Genomic DNA, 21728 nt, shown 5'->3' with positions numbered 1-21728 from the left:
AACGAGAAGATGATCAGACGAAGAGAAGGATCAGGGCAACCAGAAGGGAGAAGATGCCCAGTGCTTCGGTCACGGCGAAGCCGAAGATGAGGCGGCCAAACTGACCGTCTGCTGCACTCGGATTGCGCAGTGCGCCCGAGAGATAGCTACCGAAGATAGTTCCAAGACCAATGGCCGAGCCGCCCATGCCGAGACATGCGATACCGGCGCCGATGTATTTTGCTGCTTCTGCTTCCATGACACGTGCTCCTAGATTGTGTTTTTGCAGAGTTTACCAAGCGACCAAAACAAGCTTTGCCGCATGACTGTATATTTGCCTTAGTGCGACGGGTGAATTGCGTCGTTCAGATACATGCAGGTCAGAACCGTGAAAACGTAGGCCTGCAAGAAGGCGACAAGAAATTCCAGTGCGGTCAGCGCAACGGTCATCCCGAGAGGCAGAATGGCACCAGCCACACCGATTGCTCCAAACGTGCCCAGAGTTCCGACGAACCCGGCGAAAACCTTCAGGGTGATGTGACCTGCCAGCATGTTTGCGAACAAACGAACAGACAGGCTGACCGGACGGGACACGAACGAAATGATTTCGATCGCAACCACCAGCGGCAACAGGACTACCGGCACGCCATCCGGCACGAAAAGCTGAAAGAATTTCAACCCGTGACGCATGAAGCCGTAGATGATGACCGTCAGAATAACGAGCATTGCCAGCGCGAAGGTGATGATGATGTGGCTCGTGACCGTAAAGAAATACGGAAACAGGCCAAGAGAGTTGCCCACCAGCACGAACATGAAGAGCGAAAACACGAAGGGAAAGAATTTCATCCCTTCCGTTCCCGCTGCACTTCGCAGCATGCCGGCAACAAATTCGTAAGACATCTCGGCGAGCGACTGCCAGCGCCCCGGAACGAGACCACGCCCGCTCGTAGACAGGATCAGAAAGGCGGATGCAATTGCAACGCTCACGATCATGAATAGCGAAGAGTTGGTGAAAGAAAGATCCACATGCCCGACCTCGATCGGGAAAATCTTGTGAATCTGGAACTGATGGATCGGATTGTTCGACACCTGTCAGCCTTCTGCGCTTGCTCTTGTTGCCATGCACCCGAAGGTGCGGTTCACTTTACGGAGTTATCGTCCGCGTTGTTCTGATCGCGGGCCTGTTCTCCGGGTTCAGCCACATAACCCGCTGACCTTAGAAGATTCAAGACCCCGGCGACAAAGCCCAGTAACAAAAAGACGATCAGCCCGAATGGCGACGTCCCCAGCCACTGGTCAAAGACCCAGCCGATGCCTCCCCCAACCAGAACGCCAGCTATAAACTCAGACGAGAGTTTGACAGCCTGAGAATAGCCTGAACGTGTATCATCTGGGCGGTTTTCTTCCTCCTCAGACGATTTCAAACCCGCAAGGGTCTGGCTCAGTCTTTTCCGTCGCTCCGACAAGTCTCCTTGCGGGACGGCATGCCTGTCCTCAGGCACATCATTATTGTGTGGAGATTTCGCCATGCTGCCCCCTCACCATAATTCCGTCCGAAAGACCGGAGTACCTCCCCCAAATCGAGGCGCACCATAGTGTCACCCCTCCCCCTGTCAAGAAAGGCAAAATCAGTATAACGATTTGATTTTACTTTCACAGAGAGGAAAAATGCAAGCTGCAATGCAATAGAACGCAAGTGCTCAAGACCTCATAGGAAAAACCAAACTCTTACCCTACGTCCTGGAACTTCTCTGCCGTTTCTAGATCCACAGAAACCAGTTGAGAGACACCTCTTTCCGCCATTGTGACGCCGAAAAGCCGGTTCATTCTCGCCATTGTGATCGGATTGTGAGTAATCACGATAAACCTTGTCTCGGTGCGCAAAGCCATATCTTCCAGCAGATTGCAGTAGCGCTCGACATTGGCATCATCCAAAGGCGCATCAACCTCATCAAGCACACAGATCGGTGCCGGGTTCGTCAAAAAGACCGCAAAGATCAGCGCCATGGCAGTCAACGCCTGCTCACCGCCTGACAAAAGCGTCATGGTTTGCGGCTTTTTACCGGGGGGCCGCGCCAGAATTTCCAAGCCAGCCTGCAACGGATCATCCGATTCGATCAGCTGCAATTCCGCTGCGCCACCGCCGAAAAGATGCGTGAAAAGCCGTTGAAAATGGTCATTGACCGTACCAAAAGACGCCAGCAATCGCTCACGCGCTTCCCGATTGAGATTACCAATGCTGGCGCGTAAACGGCGGATTGCCTCGATCAATTCATCCCGTTCATGGGTCAGCGTGGACCTCTGCTCGTCGATGTCCTGAAGTTCCTGATCAGCGCGAAGATTAACGCCCCCAAGCCGCTCGCGCTCGCTTTTCAGCCGCGTCAACTTGCGCTCAAGCCCCTCCAGATCCGGCAGCGGCGCCCCATCGCGCATTCCGGCGATCTCCGGCAGAGCGGCGACAGCAACCTCCAATTCATCTTCGACACGCTCTTCAAGCCCCTGTTTTGCCTCCTGATTGGCCTGCAATCGCTCTTCCGCACGGACCCGTTCTTCGCGCGCGCCTGACAAAGCCTCAATGGCCTCACGTGCCAGGCGATCCACCTCTTTCTGACCGGCCTCAGCCTGCACCAATTGATCGTCGCAGCGCTTTTTTCTGTCTTCTGCCTCGGCAATTCCGGACAGCAGATCACGACGCTTCAATTCTATGTCATCAGGAGCTTCAAGCAGCTCTTCCTGTTCGTTACGCGCGGCTTGCTGACGCTCTGAGAGCACCCGGATCTGTTCGCCAGCGTTGGCGACTCGCCGCTGCCACTGGTCGTATTCCCCGGAAATCGACTGAAGACGCGCGTCCCGCATCTGTTTTTCACGCGACAAGCCGTCAACGATCGACCGCAATTCGGCAAGAGACGCACGTGATTCGGCAACCTCACCACGCAAAATGGCAATCTCCTCGCCAAGGTCCGTCTGCTCCTGAGCCTCGGCGAAAATCTCTTCGCGCTCCACGACGACTTCCCGTGCCTCGTTTGCATCGTCAAGCGTGCGCTCAACACGCTCCTGCGCCGTTTCCCGACGACTTGCGATTTGCGAGAAGGCCCGCTCTGCCTTCGTCAACGCGTCTCGTGCGTCCGTATCCTGCTTCTGCAACGTTCGGATACGGTTACGTGCTACCTGCTCCGCCTCGACACTTGTGCGCACAGCCTCAGAGGCGGCGACAAGTTTCTGCCGTTGCCCCTCGACCAGACCTTGCGCCATCTCGATCAAGCCATCCAACTCGGTCAAGCGATTACGCTGTGCCAACCGCTGAGCCGCAGACGTTGGCGCATCGGCTTCAATCACGAACCCATCCCACCGCCACAGATGCCCTTCCTTCGACACCAGCCTCTGCCCGGGCTTGAGGGACGCCTGCAAAGCCGTCCCTGCATCTGCCGCAACAAGCCCGATCTGACCCAGACGGCGCGTCAGTTCCTCCGGAGCCTGCACCCATGTTGCCAATGGCGTTACGCCCCCTGGCAAAGCGGGATCGCCGGAGACAGCAAAGACTTGCCCCCAACGCACCGGAGCTGCCTCATCCAGCGGCGCATCAAGATCCTCGCCAAGCGCTGCACCGAGCGCAGCCTCATATCCCGGCTCAACTGACATGTGGTCGACGACGGGCTTGAAGTCCGTACCCGAGCCAAGACTCAAGACCTGATGCAACGTGCGCGCTTCCGTTTCCAGCGCAGAAAGATGCATCTCCGCCTCGGCCAATGGGCTTCGTAACGCCTGTTCGGTGTCCCGCGCCTGCGCGGTCCGCTCTTCCGCAACCTCAACCGCGCCTTCCGCCTCTTGCAGATGTTCAGAAATCTCTTCAAGGGCTTCACGAAAAGGCGTCAGGTCTTCAAGATCGGCCATTTCATCCTGGATTGCCTGCAAGGCAGTCCTTGCCTGTTCTGCCTGATCTTCTGCCTTGCGAGCACGGCCGCGCGCCTCTTCAAGTTGGCGCTCAAGCTGCTGACGCTGTGCGGCCTGTTGCGCCTGACGAGCCGTCAAATCGGCCAGATGGCCTTCTTTTTCCGCGACACTCTCTTCTGCGCCCACCAGCCTTTCGCGAGCATCTTCTCCGCGCTCAAGTGCCGTTTCATTCAATTCAAGAAGCTCGGCACGCTCCTCCATGAGTCGTTCAAGAACTTCATCATTCTCATCGCGCAGACTGGTTTCACGAGCGATGTCCTCTTCAAATTGCGCCAAGGCGTCCGCTCAAATCCTGCAACCGATCTTTGACCCGGCGCTCTTCAGATTCAAGCTCATTGCGGGCGATCACCAGACGCTGCACCACGACACCCGCGGTAGCCGCAGCTTCCCGCAGTTCCGGCAGCTTATGGGCTGCAATTGCCTGCGTTCTCGCCGTTTCAGATTGATGCGCGGCAACCTCGGCGACCCGAGCCTGGGCCACATTGAAAGCCGATTGGCTTTCGCTGACCGCATCGCGCGCCTTGCACCAGCGCAAATACAGAATGGCTGCTTCAGAGGTGCGGATCTCAGATGAGAGATTGCGATAACGCGTTGCCTGCCGTGCCTGACGGCGCAGATTGTCGAGCTGGCTGTCGATCTGCACCAGAACATCTTCCAGACGCTCCAGATTCTGTTCAGCGGCACGCAGCCGGATTTCTGCTTCCTTGCGCCGCGAATGCAGGCCGGAAATCCCTGCGGCCTCTTCCAGAATTTGCCGCCGCGCCGTCGGCTTGGCCGAAATCAGCTCACCGATCTGCCCCTGCCGCACCATCGAAGGCGACCGCGCCCCGGTAGATGCATCCGCGAACAGCAGTTGCACGTCACGCGCGCGAACATCGCGCGAATTGATCTTATAGTTGGACCCGGACTCGCGCTCGATACGCCGTGAAATTTCCAGCGCATCGGCATCATTGAACGCGGCAGGTGCCGTGCGCTCCTCATTGTCGAGGAAAACGGTGACTTCGGCAGCATTGCGTTGCGGACGGCTCTGATTGCCCGAAAAGATCACATCATCCATGCCCGAGGCACGCATGTTCTTATAGGAGTTTTCTCCCATCACCCAGCGCAGAGCTTCAACAAGGTTCGACTTGCCGCAACCGTTTGGTCCAACGACACCCGTAAGCCCCGTCCCGATGACAAATTCCATCGGTTCGACAAACGACTTGAACCCCACAATGCGCAGTTTGGAGAACTTCATGAAAACCCCAGCCGGAACCCCACCTTCGGCAAGGAAATCTTATACAAATCCGTCAGGCAATAGAAAATAAAAACCGAAGCCTGTCAAAAACACGGACGGGTCGGGGAAATGAGACCATTTCCCCGACCCGTCCGTCATGTCTTTAAAATGTGACCTGATGCCCAATCAGAGATCGGCGTTGATCAGCTTGCTCAACTCATCGAGCGGCAAAGCACCAGGATGTTTTTCACCATTGATGAAGAATGTCGGCGTTGCGTTGACGCCAAAATCCTTAGACGCCTGCTCACGCACTGCGTTCACGCCATCCAGAAGCTTCTGGTTGGTCAGGCAGGCGTCAAACGTCGTATCGGTGAAACCAAGCTGTTTGGAGAATTTCTTCAAGGAGTTGTAGGGATCCTTGGTGAACGCCCAGGTTTCCTGATCCTTGAACATCACTTCAACGATGTCGAAGTACTTGTCCTTCGGTGCGCAGCGCGCCAGCATGAAGGCGGCAGCAGCAACGGCATCAAGCGGGAATTCACGCAGGATATAATGAACCTTGCCCGTGTCGATGAACTGTTCCTTGAACTTCGGGAACGTGACATCCGCAAAATGTGCGCAATGCGTACAGGTCATCGAGGCATACTCAATCACGGTCACCGGCGCATCTGCCTTGCCAAGCGACATTTCACCGAGCGGGCTCGGCTTCATCAGCTCCTTGACGTTGACCTTTTCGGCCGCAAACGCTGAGATCGGCAGGGTCGCCGTACCTGCGGCAACCGCAAGACCTGTGGCGGAAAGTACAAACTGGCGGCGGGAGAATTTCACGGGCGTCATCCTGTGCAACATTGCTTTTGGGTCACTTGGGGCGAACTGGCTCAAAACCGGGCCAAAATCCTGAAAGGCAGCGCGTCGCAGCGCGCCTTCAAGACATATGTTCATCATCCAACCTTGCGTATTCCAAGCCAACAAACACACGAATTGTGGCGCTTGTTGGAAGCAGAAGGACACATTCACCGCTTCCGAAGCCCCTTGAAAGGCCTTCACAAACCCATGTCCTCACATGCTTCATAAGCGAGATACTAGCTCAAAGCCGCTGTCTTTGGCAGCATTACTATCTTAAATATCATTAACTTGATGGGGTGGAGGTTCTATGTCTTCCGCCCACCCAAGGCAACAGCGCTACAGTGCAAGCGATAGAAAAATCATGAGATATTTCAAAGAGACCAGATCTCACTAACGTCAGGCAGATTTGCGGGCAAGACCGGATTCAACACTGGCGCCTGCATCATCCTCACGAGCGGCTTCGGAGCGCGCAATGACCTGCTCGCCCAATTTGGTCAAGGCGCGCTTCAAGCGCTCATTGCCAACGTCTTTCACCAACTCACTGATATGTTCGCGTTCCTGATCATTCAGGCTGCGCAACTGCTTCGAAACAGGTTTCGGCTTTTGCTGCACCGGCTTCTGGTTGATGCGAATGCGGTTGACTGCACGCCAGCCGTAAAACTGATTGATACGCTCAATGATCTGCGGCATCTCGTGGGAGAGCATCAACGCCGTCGGTCCATCGGTATGGACCACAAGGGTTGCAGGTTCCGAGGCGCCGTCAACGCTGTCCTTGGGAAGACGAGGCCACAGGAGTCGTTCCGGCTGAACCCGTTCGCCGTATTTCTCGCCCACGATGGACGACCAGCTTGCAAGAATATCCGATGATGCAAACCCGCGCTTTCGACACACGGGAGTCATTGCCTTGCCGATCAATTCCGACAGGCTATGAACTCTGGGTCGTTTTTCTGACGCGACAGCCATTGATGTTTTACTTCCGGTTTTTGTGGACCTGGATGTAAACTCGACTGGCGCTCTTGCTCCGGGGCTGGAAATGACGTTACTCCTGAACCGAGCCGAAAAGCATTGCGCAAATCACCTATACAGAATCATGCCACAGGGATTGCGTCAGAAAAACGGCTAAACGGGAGGTGGTAGATTCACGTTCTACAATTGCCTCCGTTTTCCCCAGCCTTTGTTTCGATACTCGTAAAAAATACGGATGCAAACCAGCAAGACCATGCCCGAGCGCCCGAATTCCGTTGATTTGCTCGACTGGTACGACCGCCACGCGAGAACGCTTCCTGGCGCATTCTGCCGGAAGACAGACGTCTTGGTCAGGTTGCCGACCCCTACCACATCTGGCTGTCCGAAGTGATGCTGCAACAAACAACCGTTGCAGCGGTAAAAGAGTATTACCTCAAGTTCATTCGCCTTTGGCCCCGTGTCGAAGATCTGGCTGCGGCAGACGATGAGGATGTCATGAAGGCATGGGCCGGTCTTGGCTATTATTCGCGCGCCCGCAATCTGAAAAAATGCGCCGAAGTTGTCGCCACTGAGCACGGCGGAACGTTTCCGCACACCGAAGCAGACTTGCAGGCACTGCCCGGTATCGGCCCTTATACAGCCGCAGCGATTGCAGCCATCGCCTTCAATCAGCATGCGGCCGTCGTCGATGGCAATGTCGAGCGCGTTCTGAGCCGCCTTTATGAAATCGACACCCCACTGCCTGACGCAAAGCCTGAGATCAAGGCGGAGATGAGCGCGCTGACACCGCAGGATCGGCCCGGCGATTTTGCTCAGGCCGTCATGGATCTGGGGGCCACGATCTGCACTCCGAAGCGGCCAGCCTGTGCGCTCTGCCCTTGGATGACCCCGTGCATGGCCCGCGCATCCGGCAGTGAAGCAACCCTGCCGCGCAAAGCAGCCAAGAAGCAAAAGCCAACCCGCAAAGGTGCTGCTTTTGTCACCGTGCGCAACAGCGATGGCGCGGTCCTCTTGCAACGGCGTCCGGAAAAAGGATTGCTAGGCGGCATGAGCGAAGTTCCCGGCTCAACGTGGAGCGAAGATTTCCTTCTGAAGGACGCCGATCCCTTTGCTCCTTGCGATGCAGCCTGGAAACAAAAGATAGGCGTGGTGAAGCATACGTTCACCCACTTTCATCTGGAAGTGACCGTCTTTCGGGCCGATGTAGACCCAACCAAGCGTGTGCCGGACGCTGCCTGGTGGTCTCCGCCGGAAGATCTTGACGGAGAAGCCCTGCCGACTGTCATGCGCAAGATCATCAAGGCGGCCCTGTAAAGACGCCCCACGCCGGAGCGTCTTGTTGGTTCATAAGACGCCAGGTGACACACTATTCAGTTGCAAAGCCCTGAAACTTACCGCTTACACTGATCGGTTCAGAACTCTCAGGGCTTTCAAAGCGTATGTTCACACATTCAATTCCCGCTCTTTTCAGCAAGCAGGAAACACAGGAAATCATTCGTATGGGGCAGGCCGCAGAGCTTGCCCCGGGCGGTCTCGTTGGCGGGCAGAACCACGACAATATTCGCCGTGCCAAAATCAGTTGGCTGGATGATCAAGGCAACGCCGGTTGGGTGATGGACCGGATCGTGCAGGCAGTGGCAGATTCCAACCGCGATGTCTTTCATTTTGATATTACCGATTTCCGAGAACGGCTTCAGGTCGCCTGCTACCCGGAAGACAATCAAGGCCATTACGACTGGCATTCCGACATAGGCGACGGCCCACTGGCACGCCACCGCAAGCTCACGATCGTGACACAACTTTCGGAAATGGACGCCTATGAGGGCGGCAACCTGGAGATCTCCCAAGGCGGGCACCCCTCCGCGGCGACGCGCGAGATCGGTGCGGCAACGCTGTTTGCCAGTTTCATGTTGCACAAAGTCGCGCCCGTCACACGCGGCCTGCGCTACTCCCTGACATGCTGGAGCCATGGCCCGGAATTCCGATGAGTCCTTTTGCACATCTTGACGGTAGGGTGTTGCACAGCAGCACTCTTTTCAGATCTTCCCTCCCTCAGCAGAATTTGGTTTGATACATCCGCACGCCGAAGTGGCCATCGGGCAGCAGCGCTGAAGTGCCATCCAGACGATGGCCGTTGCAGGATGCAAAAAACTCCAAAAGGACCTGCATCAGAGCTGGACTTATAAAGTAGAATAGTTCTAAAGTAAGTTATCCAGACACCTCAAGAGGAGGCAATTGCCATGAAGGGCAGCCAGAAAGTCATCGACCGGCTGAATGAAGCTCTGTTTCTCGAATTGGGTGCGATCAACCAGTACTGGTTGCATTATCGCCTGACCGCAGATTGGGGCTATACGAAGCTGGCTCAAAAAGAGCGCGCTGAATCCATTGAAGAAATGGGCCATGCCGACAAGCTGACCGACCGGATTATTTTCATGGAAGGCCATCCGAACATGCAGAAAGTTTCGCCGCTGCGCATCGGACAGGACATCAAGGAAGTTCTGGAATGCGACCTTGCTGGCGAGTATGACGCCCGCAACAACTACAAGGAAGCCCGCGAGATCTGCCATGCCGAAGGCGACTACGTCAGCATGAAGCTTTTCGAAGAGCTGCTCGCAGATGAGGAAGGCCACATCGACTTCCTCGAAACACAGCTTGAGCTGCTTGAAAAGCTGGGCGTGGAAAAATACGGCCAGCTTCAATCTGCGTCTGCCGACGAAGCCGAGTAAATTACAACGGGCGAAGTTCTGCCCCTTGTCATGCCTCAAAGGTTCGTTTCAAAAAAACGCGGTCATTGGACCGCGTTTTTTATGCTTGCTATCCCGTCGGGAAGACGAAAGCAGCCCCCTCGCCTTACTGGAATGCCGTTTCGGCGAAGCTCCTCAGCTTGCGCGAATGCAAACGTTCAGCGGGCATCTCACGCAGTTTCACAAGTGCCTTTATCCCGATCTCCAGATGTTGGGCCACCTGCTTCTTGTAGAAGTCCGTCGCCATGCCTGGCAGCTTCAGTTCGCCATGCAAGGGCTTATCCGAGACGCAGAGCAGCGTGCCATAAGGCACACGAAAACGAAAACCATTGGCCGCAATGGTCGCCGATTCCATGTCCAGTGCGATGGCGCGTGACTGCGAAAACCGCTGAACCACCTCTTTCTGGTCCCAAAGCTCCCAGTTGCGATTATCAACTGAGGCAACAGTGCCTGTACGCATGACCCGCTTGAGATCAAAACCGTCGTAGCCAGTCACTTCCGCAACCGCATCTTCCAATGCCACCTGAACTTCGGCCAAAGGCGGGATCGGAACCCACGACGGCAGATCTTTGTCGAGCACATTGTCCTCACGCACATAACCATGCGCCAGAACATAATCACCAAGCTGCTGGCTGTTACGCAGTCCTGCACAATGGCCGAGCATCAATACAGGCATGAGGGCGTAGAACAGCCACGTGATCAGTGATCGTCTTGGCGTTCGATGGGCCAACGCCAATGTTGACCATGGTGATGCCGTAGCCATCTGGACGCTTGAGGTGATAGGCAGGCATCTGCGGCAGCTTGGCGGCAGCCCCCCTGCTGCTCCAGATCCGGGCCGACAAGTGTTGTCAGATTTCCCGGTTCAACAAAGGCTTCATAACCATTGGCGGGGTCCGCAAGAAGCTTGCGCGCCAGAGTGCAGAATTCATCCAGATAAAACTGATAGTTCGTGAAAAGCACATAGTTCTGAAAATGCTCTGCCGCCGTTGCCGTGTAGTGCTGCAAGCGGTGCAGCGAATAGTCGATCCGTGGCGCCGTGAAAGAGGCCAACGGCATTACACCGTCTGTTGGCTCATAGGTGCCATTGGCAATAGCATCGTCCATCACCGTCAGATCCGGCAGGTCAAACACATCAGCCAACGGAATATCAATTTGCGCTGCGGCTGCGCCCCTTCCACATGGGTGCCATCGTAAAAGGCAAAATGCAGCGGAATCGGTGTATCGGACGCACCGATTTGCACGGGCACGCCATGGTTCTTGATGAGCAGGGCAATCTGCTCTTCCAGATAGCTGCGAAACAGATCCGGCCGGGTAATCGTCGCGGCATGAACACCGGGACCTGCAACAAAGCCGAACGCCAGGCGACTGTCGAGACGGGAGTGGCTTTCCGTGACCAGTTGCACCTGCGGATAAAACGCGCGCACGCGCCCCTGAGGTGCAGTGCCCGCAATCAGGTGCAAAAACGCTTCGCGCAGGAAAGCCGTATTCGTTTCGAAGATCTCGATAAGCCGCGTAACGGCCTTGTCGGCCTCCATAAAACTTTCAAGCGGAAACCCAGGGCTCATCAAAATCGGTTTCGCGGCAGTGCCGGTCCCCATTACGGATCTCGCCTTGTCGGACATGCTTCCTCCTGTTTATCGGTGCGAACCTCACGGTTGAACTAAGATGTCCCGCAAGTCACTCGCCAACCAACCCTATTCTGCCGGGTTCACAATCTCAAATGGATGAAGCCATCTGCATGTGTCTTGCACAAGCTGGAAAGGTCGCCAACCGACATCTTTTCAGGACTGCGTTGGCAAGCCCGGCGATCCACCATGGTTAAGATGGTCGAAAGCTCAAGGGTATTTGTCTCTGCGAGAAAAAAACTTGGTAAATTTTTCCATGCCATATTAACCGAAGCGACGTGCCAGGATGGCACGCTTGCACCTCAAACCACCTGAAACTGCTGATGTTTCGCGAAACGCAAAACTTAATCTCCTGTAAAGCATTTACGTAGGTAAACAAACTATTGATTCTATAGTACTTTTTATGATCTTAGCTTAACTCCTGATTTACCAAAACCGGTAACCATGACACTCGAAATTGCGTGAGGTATTGCGTCGCAATGAGAGTACAGCGTAACGGGGTGTCCGCCGTGGCACCCCAACTCCCAGATGAGCAAACAGGCACTCCTGCGCTGGCTCGACACGATCATGAAGGGCGACTGTGTAGCCGCCTTGAACAAACTGCCATCCAAGTCGGTTGACCTGGTGTTTGCAGACCCACCCTACAATCTACAGTTGGGTGGCGATTTGCATCGTCCGGATCACTCGAAGGTCGATGCTTGCGACGACCATTGGGATCAGTTCGAAAGCTTCGAAGCCTACGACCATTTCACCCGCGCCTGGCTTCTGTCGGTGCGTCGCGTGATGAAGGACAATGGCTCTCTGTATGTGATCGGATCCTATCACAACATTTTCCGCGTTGGCGCGATCCTCCAGGATCTCGGCTTCTGGATCATGAACGACATCGTGTGGCTGAAGGCCAATCCGATGCCAAATTTTCGGGGCAAGCGTTTTACCAACGCGCATGAAACGATCATCTGGGCGACCAAGTCGAAGGATGCCAAAGCAACCTTCAACTACGAGGCTCTGAAGACGTTCAACGACGATCTCCAGATGCGCTCTGACTGGCATCTGCCGCTTTGCACGGGCTCTGAAAGGCTCAAGAGCGACGATGGCCAGAAAGTGCATCCGACCCAAAAACCTGAATCACTGCTTTATCGGGTGCTGCTTGCCTCCTCCAATCCGGGTGACACGGTGCTTGACCCGTTCTTCGGCACGGGCACAACCGGCGCCGTGGCCAAAAAACTTGGCCGTCACTTTGTCGGCGTTGAGCGTGAGCAGGACTATATTGACGCCGCCCAGGCACGTCTCGATCAGATCGAGGCCGGGTCGGGCGACATCCTCGATACGCAGAAGGGCAAACGCGCAGAACGACGTATTCCCTTTGGCAATCTGCTCGAAGCCGGTCTGTTGAGCGCGGGTGCCGAACTCTCGTGTCCCAAGGGCCTGCACCGCGCCATTGTGCGAGCCGATGGCTCTCTGCGGTGCGGAGATTTTACCGGCTCTATTCACAAGGTGGGTGCATTGGTTCAAGGCCAGACATCCTGCAACGGCTGGACCTACTGGCATGTGCGCTAAGGGTCGCAAGACCCTGTCGATCGACACATTGCGCCAGGAAGTCAGAGCGCAAATGCCGATCTAACCCAGGGCCGAACCCGTCAAGGGTTTGGCCTTTTCCGTCAAAGACCTCGCTCCCCCGCGAAGCCTTTTGAGATAAAAGCCCCGTCAACCGCAAGGTGGCGAGGCTTTTATCTCTTTGCCAATGCGCTACTTGGTGTAACCCATCACACTCAGGCACCGTGTTGATCAGCCGAAGGCAACCAACGCCTTGCGCCTGCGACCAGCGGCGACGACCAACCGGTCAGAGGGACCAAGATCGCCAATGCCGATGATCCGTCGCGGGTCTTCAATGATCTGCCCGTTCAAACGAACACCGCCTCCCTCGATCAGACGACGCGCCTCACTATTGGAGGTGGCAAAGTCGGTCGCGACAAGAAGCTCCAGAAGGCCCAGCGTTTCGGCCAGACGGGCCCTTGGCACATGATGTGTCGGGGAGGCTTCTACTTCATTGCCCGCAAAAAGCGCCTCCCCTTGCCGGGCTGCGTGACGGGCCTGATCCGCGCCATGCACCAGAGTTGTCACGGCATTCGCCAGAACCGTCTTGGCTTCATTCGTTTCCGTCCCTTGCAACGCTGACAGGCGCACCACTTCCGGCATCGGAATTTCCGTGAAAAGCCGCAGGAACCGTGCGACATCAGCGTCCGCCGTGTTGCGCCAGAATTGCCAGAAGGCAAATGCCGACAGATGCTCAGGATGCAACCAGACAGCGCCTGCGGCCGTCTTGCCCATCTTCTTGCCATTGGACGTGGTAATCAGCGGAACAGTCACACCGAAAAGCTGCTTTTCGCCGCCCTTACGCCCAAGTTCGACGCCGTTGACAATGTTTCCCCACTGATCCGACCCGCCCACCTGCAAGGTGCAATCCATGCGGCGCGACAGCTCCAGAAAATCAACAGCCTGCAACATCATGTAGCAAAATTCCAACACCGTCAGCGGCACCTGCGCCTCAAGCCGCGACCGCACGCTATCGAAGGTCATCATGCGGTTGACTGTGAACTGAGACCCGTATTGGCGCAGGAACTCAAGGAACTTGAACTCGGTCAACCATTCACCGTTGTCGACAACCTGCCCGCCTTTGCGCGACGATATGTCGATCAATCGATCAACAGAATGGCGGATACCGGCGATATTGGCGGCAATCTGCTGCTGTTCCAGCATAGGACGCGCTTCATTGCGAAAACTTGGGTCACCGATCTGACTGGTTCCACCCCCTACGACGATGATAGGGCGGTGGCCGAGTTTCTGAAGCCAGCGCATGGCCATCAGCGGCATGAGATGGCCAACATGCAGACTGGCCGCCGTAGCATCAAAGCCGAGGTAAGCCGTTACCGGCCCTGCCGCAAGCTTTGCGTCAAGCGCCTCCAGATCAGTGCACTGATGCAGCAGTCCACGCTCCAGAAGCACTTGCAGAGCTTCGGATTTCACCCGTGTGGGTGATGATGTTTCAGTCGTAGAATGAAGGGTCATTGTAGGCGATCCTGACGTTGAGCCCGTCAGGGGAGCCATGAAACCAAAAAGCCGCCTGACGCGGCGGCTTTTTGAAGGTTCTAGAAGGTGAACAAGATCCTACGCAGCCGCCAATATGTCGGTGACGTAATAGGAATACACAAAAGAGGTGCAGGCGATCTTGGTCATGTGCAGATTAATTGCCGCAGGCTGAAAAAGAGTCAAGCCATAAAAATTTTCACAGCCTCAAAAACACAGCATTCACGATCTAAGTCTCTGAATATAAAATATAAAATCATAATTGAACGATCTCTTGATGTGTTGAAAAGTTGGTTGCATAGCAGTCACCCTGTCACAAGTGCGTGTGTCGCCACCAGCTGTCTGGTCGACGACACAAATCCTCATTAGCGTGAAGGTGACCCAGTGCAGCACGCGATCAAGAGCTTGAAGAAGCTTGCAACCGCATCACCAGCAGGAGAAGCAGCATGACTGACCTTGACACGACCTCCGACAAGCCTGCACGCAAAACGGCGAAAGATTTTCCGCAAGAATTGCTCGATCTCTATGACTTCTACGCCCACGGGAAGATCACCAAACGCCAGTTTCTCGATGGCGCTGCCAAGTTTGCCATCGGCGGCGTGACGGCAGCTTTGCTGCTCGACCAGCTTTCGCCCGACTACGCCTTTGCAGCACAAGTTGCTGTTGACGATCCGACGATTGAAACACAGGACATCACCTACCAGTCTCCTGATGGAAACGGCGCGGTCAACGGCTATCTGGTGCGGCCGGCAGGCGTCACGACAGCATTGCCCGCCATTCTCGTCATTCACGAAAATCGGGGCCTCAATCCCTATATCAAGGACGTTGCTCGGCGTATGGCAAAGGCCGGATTCATGGCTCTGGCTCCGGACGGGCTGACCTCAGTAGGCGGCTATCCGGGAAATGACGACAAGGGGCGCGAATTGCAGCGTACCGTCGATCCGGTCAAACTGATGAACGACTTCTTCGCCGGTTTCGAGACCCTGTTGTCGCGGAAGGATTGTACAGGCAAGGTCGGAGCGGTCGGCTTCTGTTATGGAGGCGGTGTCGTTAATGCTATCGCCGTCGCCTACCCTGAGCTCTCCGCCGGCGTACCTTTCTATGGTCGCCAGCCCTCAGCCGAAGATGTGCCTGCCATCGAAGCACCTCTGATGCTGCAATATGCCGAGTTAGATACGCGCATCACCTCCGGCTGGCCAGCCTATGAGGCAGCTTTGAAAGCCAATGACAAGACCTATCAAGCCTTTATCTATCCGGGCGTCAACCATGGCTTTCACAATGACACCACACCGCGCTACGACGCGAACGCAGCCAAACTTGCTGAAGACCGCACCATCACTTTTTTCAAGAAAAACCTCACCTGACGCAGATTGTTGTCAGCACCCACCGTGCGATCCGCGGCACTGAAAAGACGTTTGCGTCGCACGGCTCTTGCCTTGAAACACACATGTCCGGTAAACCAGCAAGACTGACGAAGCAAAGAATCGCTCCACGAGACGCCTAGTTTTGAAAGACTAAGACAAAGTTGAACTCATCTATTTCAAAATAGATAACCCAAAACGGTGAACTTTAATATAGGGTCCACCCAAATCTATACAAACAAAATATTCATTGAGATAAAAATGGGTCTAATAAGAATATTACTCGCCTTATCCGTAGTCGGCGCCCATATTAATTCAAATGATCTCTTAAAATTCACTGGTGGGAGCTGTTCGGTACAGATATTTTTCCTTATATCTGGATACTACATGTCTTTGATAATAGGAAAATATGATATATTTTACACATTTTGGGCTAGTAGATATTTTAGATTATTTCCTATATACTTTGTCTGCGCTTTATTAACTCTCTTTTTGAAATTTCATTTCTTACATTATATACAAAAAATATCAGCAGAACCCTATTCTGCTATAGTTTTCTTGACCTTCACAAATTTAACAATATTTTTTCAAGACATGACAATGTTCCTTAAAGTTAGCTCATCTTCACTTCACTGGACTTATGACTTTAAAGATAGCGCAAGGCCTCTTTATCAGCTTTTGCTGGTTCCGCAAGCATGGTCAATTGGCTGCGAAATATCATTTTATATCTTAGCTCCATTTATTCTTAAAAGGAGCTTATCATTGATAATCCTGCTCGCTGCTTTTTCGTTCACACTACGCCTATTACTTACATATAATGGCCTCTCAGAGGATCCGTGGAATTATCGTTTCTTCCCAAATGAGCTATCGACTTTCCTCCTTGGAAGTATTGCTTTTGAGATAGGGAAAAGATTTAACATTCAAAAAATAAGTATTGTATCTTTTTATACAATTTACGTTCTCGTAATTTCACTTATATTATCGTATAATATAATACCATTAGGAGAAACCATAAAAAAAATAATAATTATATCTACAATAACTCTATCCATCGATCTAATTTTTAAGAATAGTAAAAATTGGAGGGTAGATTATTTTATCGGACAATTATCATATCCTATCTATTTATCACATTTATTTGTTGTCGGCTGGGTTATGAACCGCTTGCATTTGCCTCAGGCTGACGGAACTTTCTTCAAAACTATTATATCATACATAATTGTAATTTTATTTTCTGCGCTACTTTACTATTCCGTTGATAGTAAGTTCGAGTTACTTAGGCGAAAATATATTAAAAATAGACACAAAGCCACGCGCCCATGACACTTAGATCCATCACCCTCAAGCAATTGTCCGGTACTTACGGCATTGCGCGTCTTCCCGCGGATGAGGCATTGCCCGGCTGGGCCGATGGGGATGGTTTTGTCAGCATCTCCAGGACCGAAGATGAGCTGTCCATCATGTGTCTGGCCAATCGTATTCCCACCGAAGTGCAATGCGATGCCGGATGGACCTGCTTGAAACTGCAAGGCCCGTTCGCATTCGATGACACAGGCATTGTTCTTTCTGTGGTGCAGCCGATCTCAACTGGCGGGCTCGGCCTCTGTGTCGTCTCGACGTTTGACGGCGACCACATTCTGGTAAAACAGACAGACCTGCCGCGCGCCCGAGCGCTTCTGGAAACGGCCAATCATCAGATTACCTGATCGGTTTGGCGGGCGGATGGGTCACACGCCCAGCTCGTCCTCACCACGGTTGAGAATAAGCGGAATAATCAGATCTTCCTCATCATTCAGATGGCGCAGGAGGCCCTGCATCAACTGATCACTGCGCTCCGCAAAAGCATCGGCAGCTCGGCGCACCGGATCCTTCAGTTCACTGCGCATTTCGAGCAGAAGAGCGTTGGCGCTGTCGGCCAGTAACGAGATGCGTTCATGGATTAGCTCGTGGTCACCTTCCAGAAGATCAAAGCCCTGAGCAAGCCGCTTTTCAGCGGCGGCAAAAACTGGAAAGTAGTGCGCATCTTCGATCTCGTGATGATGGTGCAACGTGGACAGAAACTCATTGAGGCGCGGGAGTCAGGAAGGCCGCAAAATCGCGCGCGGCCACTCTATCCTCCCGAAACGCATCGAGACCTTGCAACACGCCGCGCCCCATCACGCGCAAATCCTGATGGCGGTCCAGCCAAAAATCCGCCAAGGGCGAGATGTGACCCGGCATTCCCCACTGATCGCGCGGATGAAGCGCAAGCAAAGTGAGCCATTCGCTGGGCAGACCCGTTCGTGTATCCAGCGCCAGAGCTGCCGTGTTTCTGCCGTTCCCTGCCATGACCCCTGCCTTCATTTTCTCGAGTTCGAGACGTCCTTTTGGTGGAAGGTGCCGTGCAACGCCATGTGGTACAAGGCCATAGGTGTGAACACTGCGTTACACCGGACAGAGGCACGCTGTGCTGAGCGACAAGACACTGCCTGCCAGCCCTTTCATTCGCCGCTCCGCGCATGTTATTTTTGACGATATCACTGTTTCATTGAAGGTTTGCCATGACAGAGACCGCACTTGCAGACGCTTATCGCCTGTATATAGATTGCCTGAACGCGCAAGACTGGGATGCTCTGCACCTTCATGTGCACACCGATGTTCAGCACAACGGCCGCCCACTCGGTATCGCTGGGTACCGAGCCATGCTGGAGAACGACTATCGCACGATCCCTGACCTCCGGTTCAACATCGCTCTGTTGGCGGCTGATGCACCCTTGATCGCCTGCCGACTGGATTTCGATTGTTCTCCAAGCGGTGACTTTCTGGGTCTGCCGATCAACGGCCGCAAAGTCCGCTTTTCCGAAAATGTCTTCTATCGCTACGAGGATGGGAAAGTGCGGGAGGTCTGGTCTGTGCTGGATAAGTCTGCCATCGAAACACAGCTCGACTGAGCCTGTCGCCCGACATCTTCGTCTGAAAAAGCCCGGGCAGATCTGATCTGCCCGGGCTTTTTTGGTATCTTGAGCAAGCCTGAGATTTACTCGGCAGCTGAACTCACCTCGGCTGGAGCCGGGGCCGTCCACTTGAGGACCGGGTTCCGGGCCGCACGGGTCTCATCCAGACGACGACGCGGCGAAAAGTATGGCGCACCGGAAAACCGGTCCGTCTCGCCGCGCGTAGCGCTCTGCACAAGATCGCGCAGTGTGGCCACGAACAGATCAAGCGACGCACGGCTTTCAGATTCCGTCGGCTCAATCAGCATTGCACCATGCACCACCAGCGGGAAGTACATGGTCATCGGGTGATAGCCCTCGTCGATCATCGCCTTGGCGAAATCAAGCGTGGTGACGCCTGTGTCTTTCAGGAAGCTGTCGTCAAAGAGCACTTCATGCATGCACGGACGCTCGCCATACGGCAGGCTCATGAGATCCTGCAAGCCAACGCGAACGTAGTTGGCATTCAGCACCGCGTCCTCAGAGGCCTGACGCAAGCCATCGGCGCCGTGGCTCATCATGTAGGACAGGGCTCGCACATACATGCCCATCTGGCCGTGGAAGGCTGTCATACGGCCGAACGGCAGTTCGTCCTCCAGAGTTTCCTCGTTGGTCTCGACCAGAATCGGACCATCTTCCGTCTTGCGGATGAAGGGTAGCGGTGCGAACGGAGCTAAGGCGGTCGGACAACACCACAGGACCAGACCCCGGTCCCCCACCGCCATGCGGTGTGGAGAAGGTCTTGTGCAAGTTGATGTGCATGGCATCGACACCGAGATCCCCCGGACGAACCTTGCCGACAATGGCGTTGAAGTTGGCTCCATCGCAGTAGAAATAGCCCTCAGCGGCATGGATCGCGTCGGCAATTTCCATGATGTCCCGCTCGAACAACCCGCAGGTGTTCGGGTTGGTCAGCATAATGCCGGCGATATCATCGGCATTCGCCGCAATCGTGTCCTTCAACTTGTCCAGATCAACCGTACCGTCCGCCTTTGCGGCAACGGAGACGACCTTATAGCCAAGAAGAGCAGCTGTGGCCGGGTTGGTGCCATGCGCACTTTCCGGCACGAGAACGATCTTCGGATCACGACCGCTGGCGGCATGCGCGGCCTTGATCGCCATCATGCCGCACAATTCGCCATGCGCACCGGCCTTGGGGCTCATGGCCACTGCCGATGTACCGGTCATGACCATCAGCCAATGGCTCAGGTCGCTGATCAGCTCAATAGCTCCCGGAACCGTGGATACGGGCTGCAAGGGGTGAATATCACCAAAGTCCTGGCAGCCGCGCCATCTTCTCGTTCAGGCGCGGGTTGTGCTTCATGGTGCAAGACCCCAGCGGATACAGGCCACTGTCGATCGCATAATTGTTGCGCGACAGGCGCACGTAATGGCGCATGGCCTCCGGCTCGGCCAGCCCCGGCAATTCCAGAGCATCTTCACGCTGCATACCGCCCAGCTCCATTTCGAAGTCGTCCGGCATGTCTAGATCAACGCCAGTTGTATCGAAATGACCGAATTCGAAGATCAGCGGCTCTTCCATATCAAGCGCACGGTTGCCGGTAAACGTTGTTGGCGTGAAGCTGTCAGCGCCTTCAACGGGGGCACTTGGACGTCCCTGATTGTTCATGCTCATGCCAGCACCTCCTTGAGTGCTGCGACCAGCTCGGCGCGGTCGTCGTCCGTGTTCACTTCGGTTGAGGCAATCACCAGAAGGTTTTCCAGCGCATCCTGACCCTGCTCAAGACGGGAGACCGGCACACCGGCCAGAACGCCTTTCTCCGCAAGATCTTCAACCACCTCATGCGCCGCCTTCGGCAACTTGACGGTGAACTCGTTGAAATAGGCTGTTGTCAGCACTTCCACGCCTGGCACGGCGGCCAGAGCCGTCTTCAACTTCACAGCATTGGCGTGGTTGATCGTGGCAAGCTGCTTCAGGCCCTTGGCGCCCAAAAGCGACAAGTGAATGGTAAAGGCCAGCGAACAGAGGCCCGAGTTGGTGCAGATGTTGGACGTCGCCTTGTCGCGACGAATATGCTGTTCGCGGGTAGAAAGCGTCAGCACGAAGCCACGCTTGCCGTCAGCATCCACAGTTTCACCGCAGAGGCGACCTGGCATCTGGCGCACATATTTCTGGCGCGTCGCAAACAGCCCCACGTAAGGCCCGCCAAAGTTGAGGCCATTGCCGATGGACTGGCCTTCGCCAACCACGATGTCAGCCCCTTGCGTTCCCGGCGGCTCAATGAGGCCAAGTGACACGACTTCGGTGAAAACCGAGATCAGCAATGCACCGCATTCATGCGCCTTTTCGGCAATCGGCTTCAGATCAACAATCTGGCCATAGAAGTTCGGCGACTGCACGACGACGCAGGATGTATCCTTGTCGATCTGCGACAGAATGTCTTCATTGCCTGCCGGGTCGGCGGGCAGTGCGACAACATTGTCGCTGGCCATCTCCGACAGTCCCTTGACCACTTCGCGGTACTGCGGATGCAATCCGCCAGACAGAACAGCCTTGTTGCGGCGGGTCACACGGTGCGCCATCAGCACGGCTTCACCAGTGCCGGTGGAACCATCGTACATGGACGCATTGGCAACATCCATCGCAGTCAGACGGGCGACCTGTGTCTGAAATTCAAACAGGTACTGCAAAGTCCCTTGCGTGATTTCCGGCTGATACGGGGTATAGCTCGTCAGGAATTCCGACCGCTGGATCAGATGGTCCACGGTGGCTGGAACGTGGTGCTTGTAAGCCCCTGCCCCAACAAAGAAAGGGACTGAGCCTGCCGACACATTTTTGGCGGCGAGTTTGGAGAGCTGACGCTCCACCTGCAATTCGCCCGCACGACGCGGCAGGTCCAGAAGGTCGTTCAGGCGAACCTTCTCCGGAATATCGGAAAACAGCTCATCAATCGTATCGACCCCTACCTTTGCCAGCATGTCGGCGCGGTCGGGGTTACTCAATGGCAAGTAACGCATGTTCG

16 protein-coding genes and 4 pseudogenes are annotated in these 21728 nt (G+C 54.8%); 8 read left to right on the top strand and 12 right to left on the bottom strand.

All coding sequences use genetic code 11. The features are described from left to right. Positions 1 to 13 precede the first annotated feature (13 nt). The 6 genes and pseudogenes from AC0L7U_RS15445 to AC0L7U_RS15420 form a co-directional block, all read right to left on the bottom strand. Positions 14 to 238, bottom strand: coding sequence for a F0F1 ATP synthase subunit C (locus tag AC0L7U_RS15445; protein ID WP_473691894.1), 225 nt, complete (start codon positions 236 to 238; stop codon positions 14 to 16). Between the two features lie 80 nt (positions 239 to 318). Further along, positions 319 to 1068: a F0F1 ATP synthase subunit A gene (locus tag AC0L7U_RS15440; protein WP_473691892.1), complete on the bottom strand. Its 750-nt coding sequence runs from the start codon at positions 1066 to 1068 to the stop codon at positions 319 to 321. A 50-nt stretch (positions 1069 to 1118) separates the two neighbouring features. Beyond that, the gene (locus AC0L7U_RS15435; RefSeq protein ID WP_473691890.1) at positions 1119 to 1508 is read right to left on the bottom strand and encodes an AtpZ/AtpI family protein; all 390 of its coding nucleotides are present in this window, start codon (positions 1506 to 1508) and stop codon (positions 1119 to 1121) included. Positions 1509 to 1707: 199 nt separating this feature from the next. Beyond that, positions 1708 to 5167 (bottom strand): annotated as a pseudogene (gene smc / locus AC0L7U_RS15430) (chromosome segregation protein SMC). 165 nt (positions 5168 to 5332) lie between these two features. After that, entirely contained in the window at positions 5333 to 5983 is a 651-nt protein-coding gene (locus AC0L7U_RS15425) for a DsbA family protein (protein ID WP_473695862.1), read from the bottom strand. Between the two features lie 405 nt (positions 5984 to 6388). Next, positions 6389 to 6955 (bottom strand): DUF721 domain-containing protein, encoded by a 567-nt coding sequence (locus AC0L7U_RS15420; RefSeq protein ID WP_473691888.1) that lies wholly within the window; start codon positions 6953 to 6955, stop codon positions 6389 to 6391. Between the two features lie 291 nt (positions 6956 to 7246). On the opposite strand from AC0L7U_RS15420, the gene mutY reads away from it, so the two are divergent. From mutY to bfr, 3 genes are all read left to right on the top strand, one after another. Further along, entirely contained in the window at positions 7247 to 8272 is a 1026-nt protein-coding gene (gene mutY / locus AC0L7U_RS15415; protein WP_473695860.1) for an A/G-specific adenine glycosylase, read from the top strand. 125 nt (positions 8273 to 8397) lie between these two features. After that, positions 8398 to 8946, top strand: a complete 549-nt coding sequence (locus AC0L7U_RS15410) for a 2OG-Fe(II) oxygenase (RefSeq protein WP_473691886.1) — start codon at positions 8398 to 8400, stop codon at positions 8944 to 8946. Positions 8947 to 9198: 252 nt separating this feature from the next. Continuing rightward, the gene (gene bfr, locus AC0L7U_RS15405) at positions 9199 to 9684 is read left to right on the top strand and encodes a bacterioferritin (RefSeq protein WP_473691884.1); all 486 of its coding nucleotides are present in this window, start codon (positions 9199 to 9201) and stop codon (positions 9682 to 9684) included. A gap of 124 nt (positions 9685 to 9808) precedes the next feature. On the opposite strand, the pseudogene AC0L7U_RS15400 reads toward bfr, so the two are convergent. Further along, positions 9809 to 11300, bottom strand: a pseudogene (locus AC0L7U_RS15400) (AMP nucleosidase). A 555-nt stretch (positions 11301 to 11855) separates the two neighbouring features. Here AC0L7U_RS15400 and AC0L7U_RS15395 point away from each other — a divergent pair. Next, positions 11856 to 12948 (top strand): annotated as a pseudogene (locus AC0L7U_RS15395) (DNA methyltransferase). A gap of 164 nt (positions 12949 to 13112) precedes the next feature. Here the strand turns inward: AC0L7U_RS15395 and tyrS are convergent. Beyond that, positions 13113 to 14393 (bottom strand): tyrosine--tRNA ligase, encoded by a 1281-nt coding sequence (tyrS, locus tag AC0L7U_RS15390; protein ID WP_473691882.1) that lies wholly within the window; start codon positions 14391 to 14393, stop codon positions 13113 to 13115. Between the two features lie 464 nt (positions 14394 to 14857). On the opposite strand from tyrS, the gene yghX reads away from it, so the two are divergent. The 3 genes from yghX to AC0L7U_RS15375 all read left to right on the top strand — a co-directional run bounded on the left by yghX (position 14858) and on the right by AC0L7U_RS15375 (position 17478). Beyond that, positions 14858 to 15775: a YghX family hydrolase gene (gene yghX, locus AC0L7U_RS15385; RefSeq protein WP_473691880.1), complete on the top strand. Its 918-nt coding sequence runs from the start codon at positions 14858 to 14860 to the stop codon at positions 15773 to 15775. A 258-nt stretch (positions 15776 to 16033) separates the two neighbouring features. Further along, positions 16034 to 17095, top strand: coding sequence for an acyltransferase family protein (locus tag AC0L7U_RS15380; RefSeq protein ID WP_473695858.1), 1062 nt, complete (start codon positions 16034 to 16036; stop codon positions 17093 to 17095). Beyond that, positions 17092 to 17478 carry an ACT domain-containing protein gene (locus AC0L7U_RS15375; RefSeq protein ID WP_473691879.1) on the top strand — a complete coding sequence of 129 codons (387 nt, stop codon included), beginning with the start codon at positions 17092 to 17094 and terminating at the stop codon, positions 17476 to 17478. The genes AC0L7U_RS15380 and AC0L7U_RS15375 overlap by 4 nt, the downstream gene beginning before the upstream one ends. Positions 17479 to 17499: 21 nt before the next feature. On the opposite strand, the gene AC0L7U_RS15370 is transcribed toward AC0L7U_RS15375, so the two are convergent. Further along, complete coding sequence (locus AC0L7U_RS15370; RefSeq protein WP_473691877.1) at positions 17500 to 17820, bottom strand: hemerythrin domain-containing protein; 321 nt, start codon at positions 17818 to 17820, stop codon at positions 17500 to 17502. 13 nt (positions 17821 to 17833) lie between these two features. After that, positions 17834 to 18100 carry a hypothetical protein gene (locus tag AC0L7U_RS15365; protein ID WP_473691875.1) on the bottom strand — a complete coding sequence of 89 codons (267 nt, stop codon included), beginning with the start codon at positions 18098 to 18100 and terminating at the stop codon, positions 17834 to 17836. Positions 18101 to 18312: 212 nt separating this feature from the next. Here AC0L7U_RS15365 and AC0L7U_RS15360 point away from each other — a divergent pair, with 212 nt between their 5' ends. Continuing rightward, positions 18313 to 18702, top strand: a complete 390-nt coding sequence (locus tag AC0L7U_RS15360; protein ID WP_473691874.1) for an ester cyclase — start codon at positions 18313 to 18315, stop codon at positions 18700 to 18702. A gap of 86 nt (positions 18703 to 18788) precedes the next feature. Here AC0L7U_RS15360 and gcvPB read toward each other — a convergent pair. Together gcvPB and gcvPA are read right to left on the bottom strand one after the other, a co-directional pair. Beyond that, positions 18789 to 20380, bottom strand: a pseudogene (gcvPB, locus tag AC0L7U_RS15355) (aminomethyl-transferring glycine dehydrogenase subunit GcvPB). Further along, on the bottom strand, positions 20377 to 21723 hold the full coding sequence (gcvPA, locus tag AC0L7U_RS15350; RefSeq protein ID WP_473691872.1) for an aminomethyl-transferring glycine dehydrogenase subunit GcvPA: 1347 nt from the start codon (positions 21721 to 21723) through the stop codon (positions 20377 to 20379). The pseudogene gcvPB and the gene gcvPA overlap by 4 nt, the downstream one beginning before the upstream one ends. Positions 21724 to 21728 lie beyond the last annotated feature (5 nt).

Source organism: Roseibium sp. 10G30-5 (genome assembly GCF_055809635.1).
Note: the sequence above shows the minus strand (reverse complement) of the source record. Positions and strands in the feature narration are given on the sequence as shown.

What these genes read in the sequence shown, in the direction of transcription:
- AC0L7U_RS15445 (WP_473691894.1), bottom strand. Translation starts at nt 238, where the DNA reads ATGGAAGCAGAAGCAGCAAAATACATCGGCGCCGGTATCGCATGTCTC.
- AC0L7U_RS15435 (WP_473691890.1), bottom strand. Translation starts at nt 1,508, where the DNA reads ATGGCGAAATCTCCACACAATAATGATGTGCCTGAGGACAGGCATGCC.
- AC0L7U_RS15425 (WP_473695862.1), bottom strand. Translation starts at nt 5,983, where the DNA reads ATGACGCCCGTGAAATTCTCCCGCCGCCAGTTTGTACTTTCCGCCACA.
- AC0L7U_RS15420 (WP_473691888.1), bottom strand. Translation starts at nt 6,955, where the DNA reads ATGGCTGTCGCGTCAGAAAAACGACCCAGAGTTCATAGCCTGTCGGAA.
- AC0L7U_RS15410 (WP_473691886.1), top strand. Translation starts at nt 8,398, where the DNA reads ATGTTCACACATTCAATTCCCGCTCTTTTCAGCAAGCAGGAAACACAG.
- bfr (WP_473691884.1), top strand. Translation starts at nt 9,199, where the DNA reads ATGAAGGGCAGCCAGAAAGTCATCGACCGGCTGAATGAAGCTCTGTTT.
- tyrS (WP_473691882.1), bottom strand. Translation starts at nt 14,393, where the DNA reads ATGACCCTTCATTCTACGACTGAAACATCATCACCCACACGGGTGAAA.
- yghX (WP_473691880.1), top strand. Translation starts at nt 14,858, where the DNA reads ATGACTGACCTTGACACGACCTCCGACAAGCCTGCACGCAAAACGGCG.
- AC0L7U_RS15380 (WP_473695858.1), top strand. Translation starts at nt 16,034, where the DNA reads ATGGGTCTAATAAGAATATTACTCGCCTTATCCGTAGTCGGCGCCCAT.
- AC0L7U_RS15375 (WP_473691879.1), top strand. Translation starts at nt 17,092, where the DNA reads ATGACACTTAGATCCATCACCCTCAAGCAATTGTCCGGTACTTACGGC.
- AC0L7U_RS15365 (WP_473691875.1), bottom strand. Translation starts at nt 18,100, where the DNA reads ATGGCAGGGAACGGCAGAAACACGGCAGCTCTGGCGCTGGATACACGA.
- AC0L7U_RS15360 (WP_473691874.1), top strand. Translation starts at nt 18,313, where the DNA reads ATGACAGAGACCGCACTTGCAGACGCTTATCGCCTGTATATAGATTGC.
- gcvPA (WP_473691872.1), bottom strand. Translation starts at nt 21,723, where the DNA reads ATGCGTTACTTGCCATTGAGTAACCCCGACCGCGCCGACATGCTGGCA.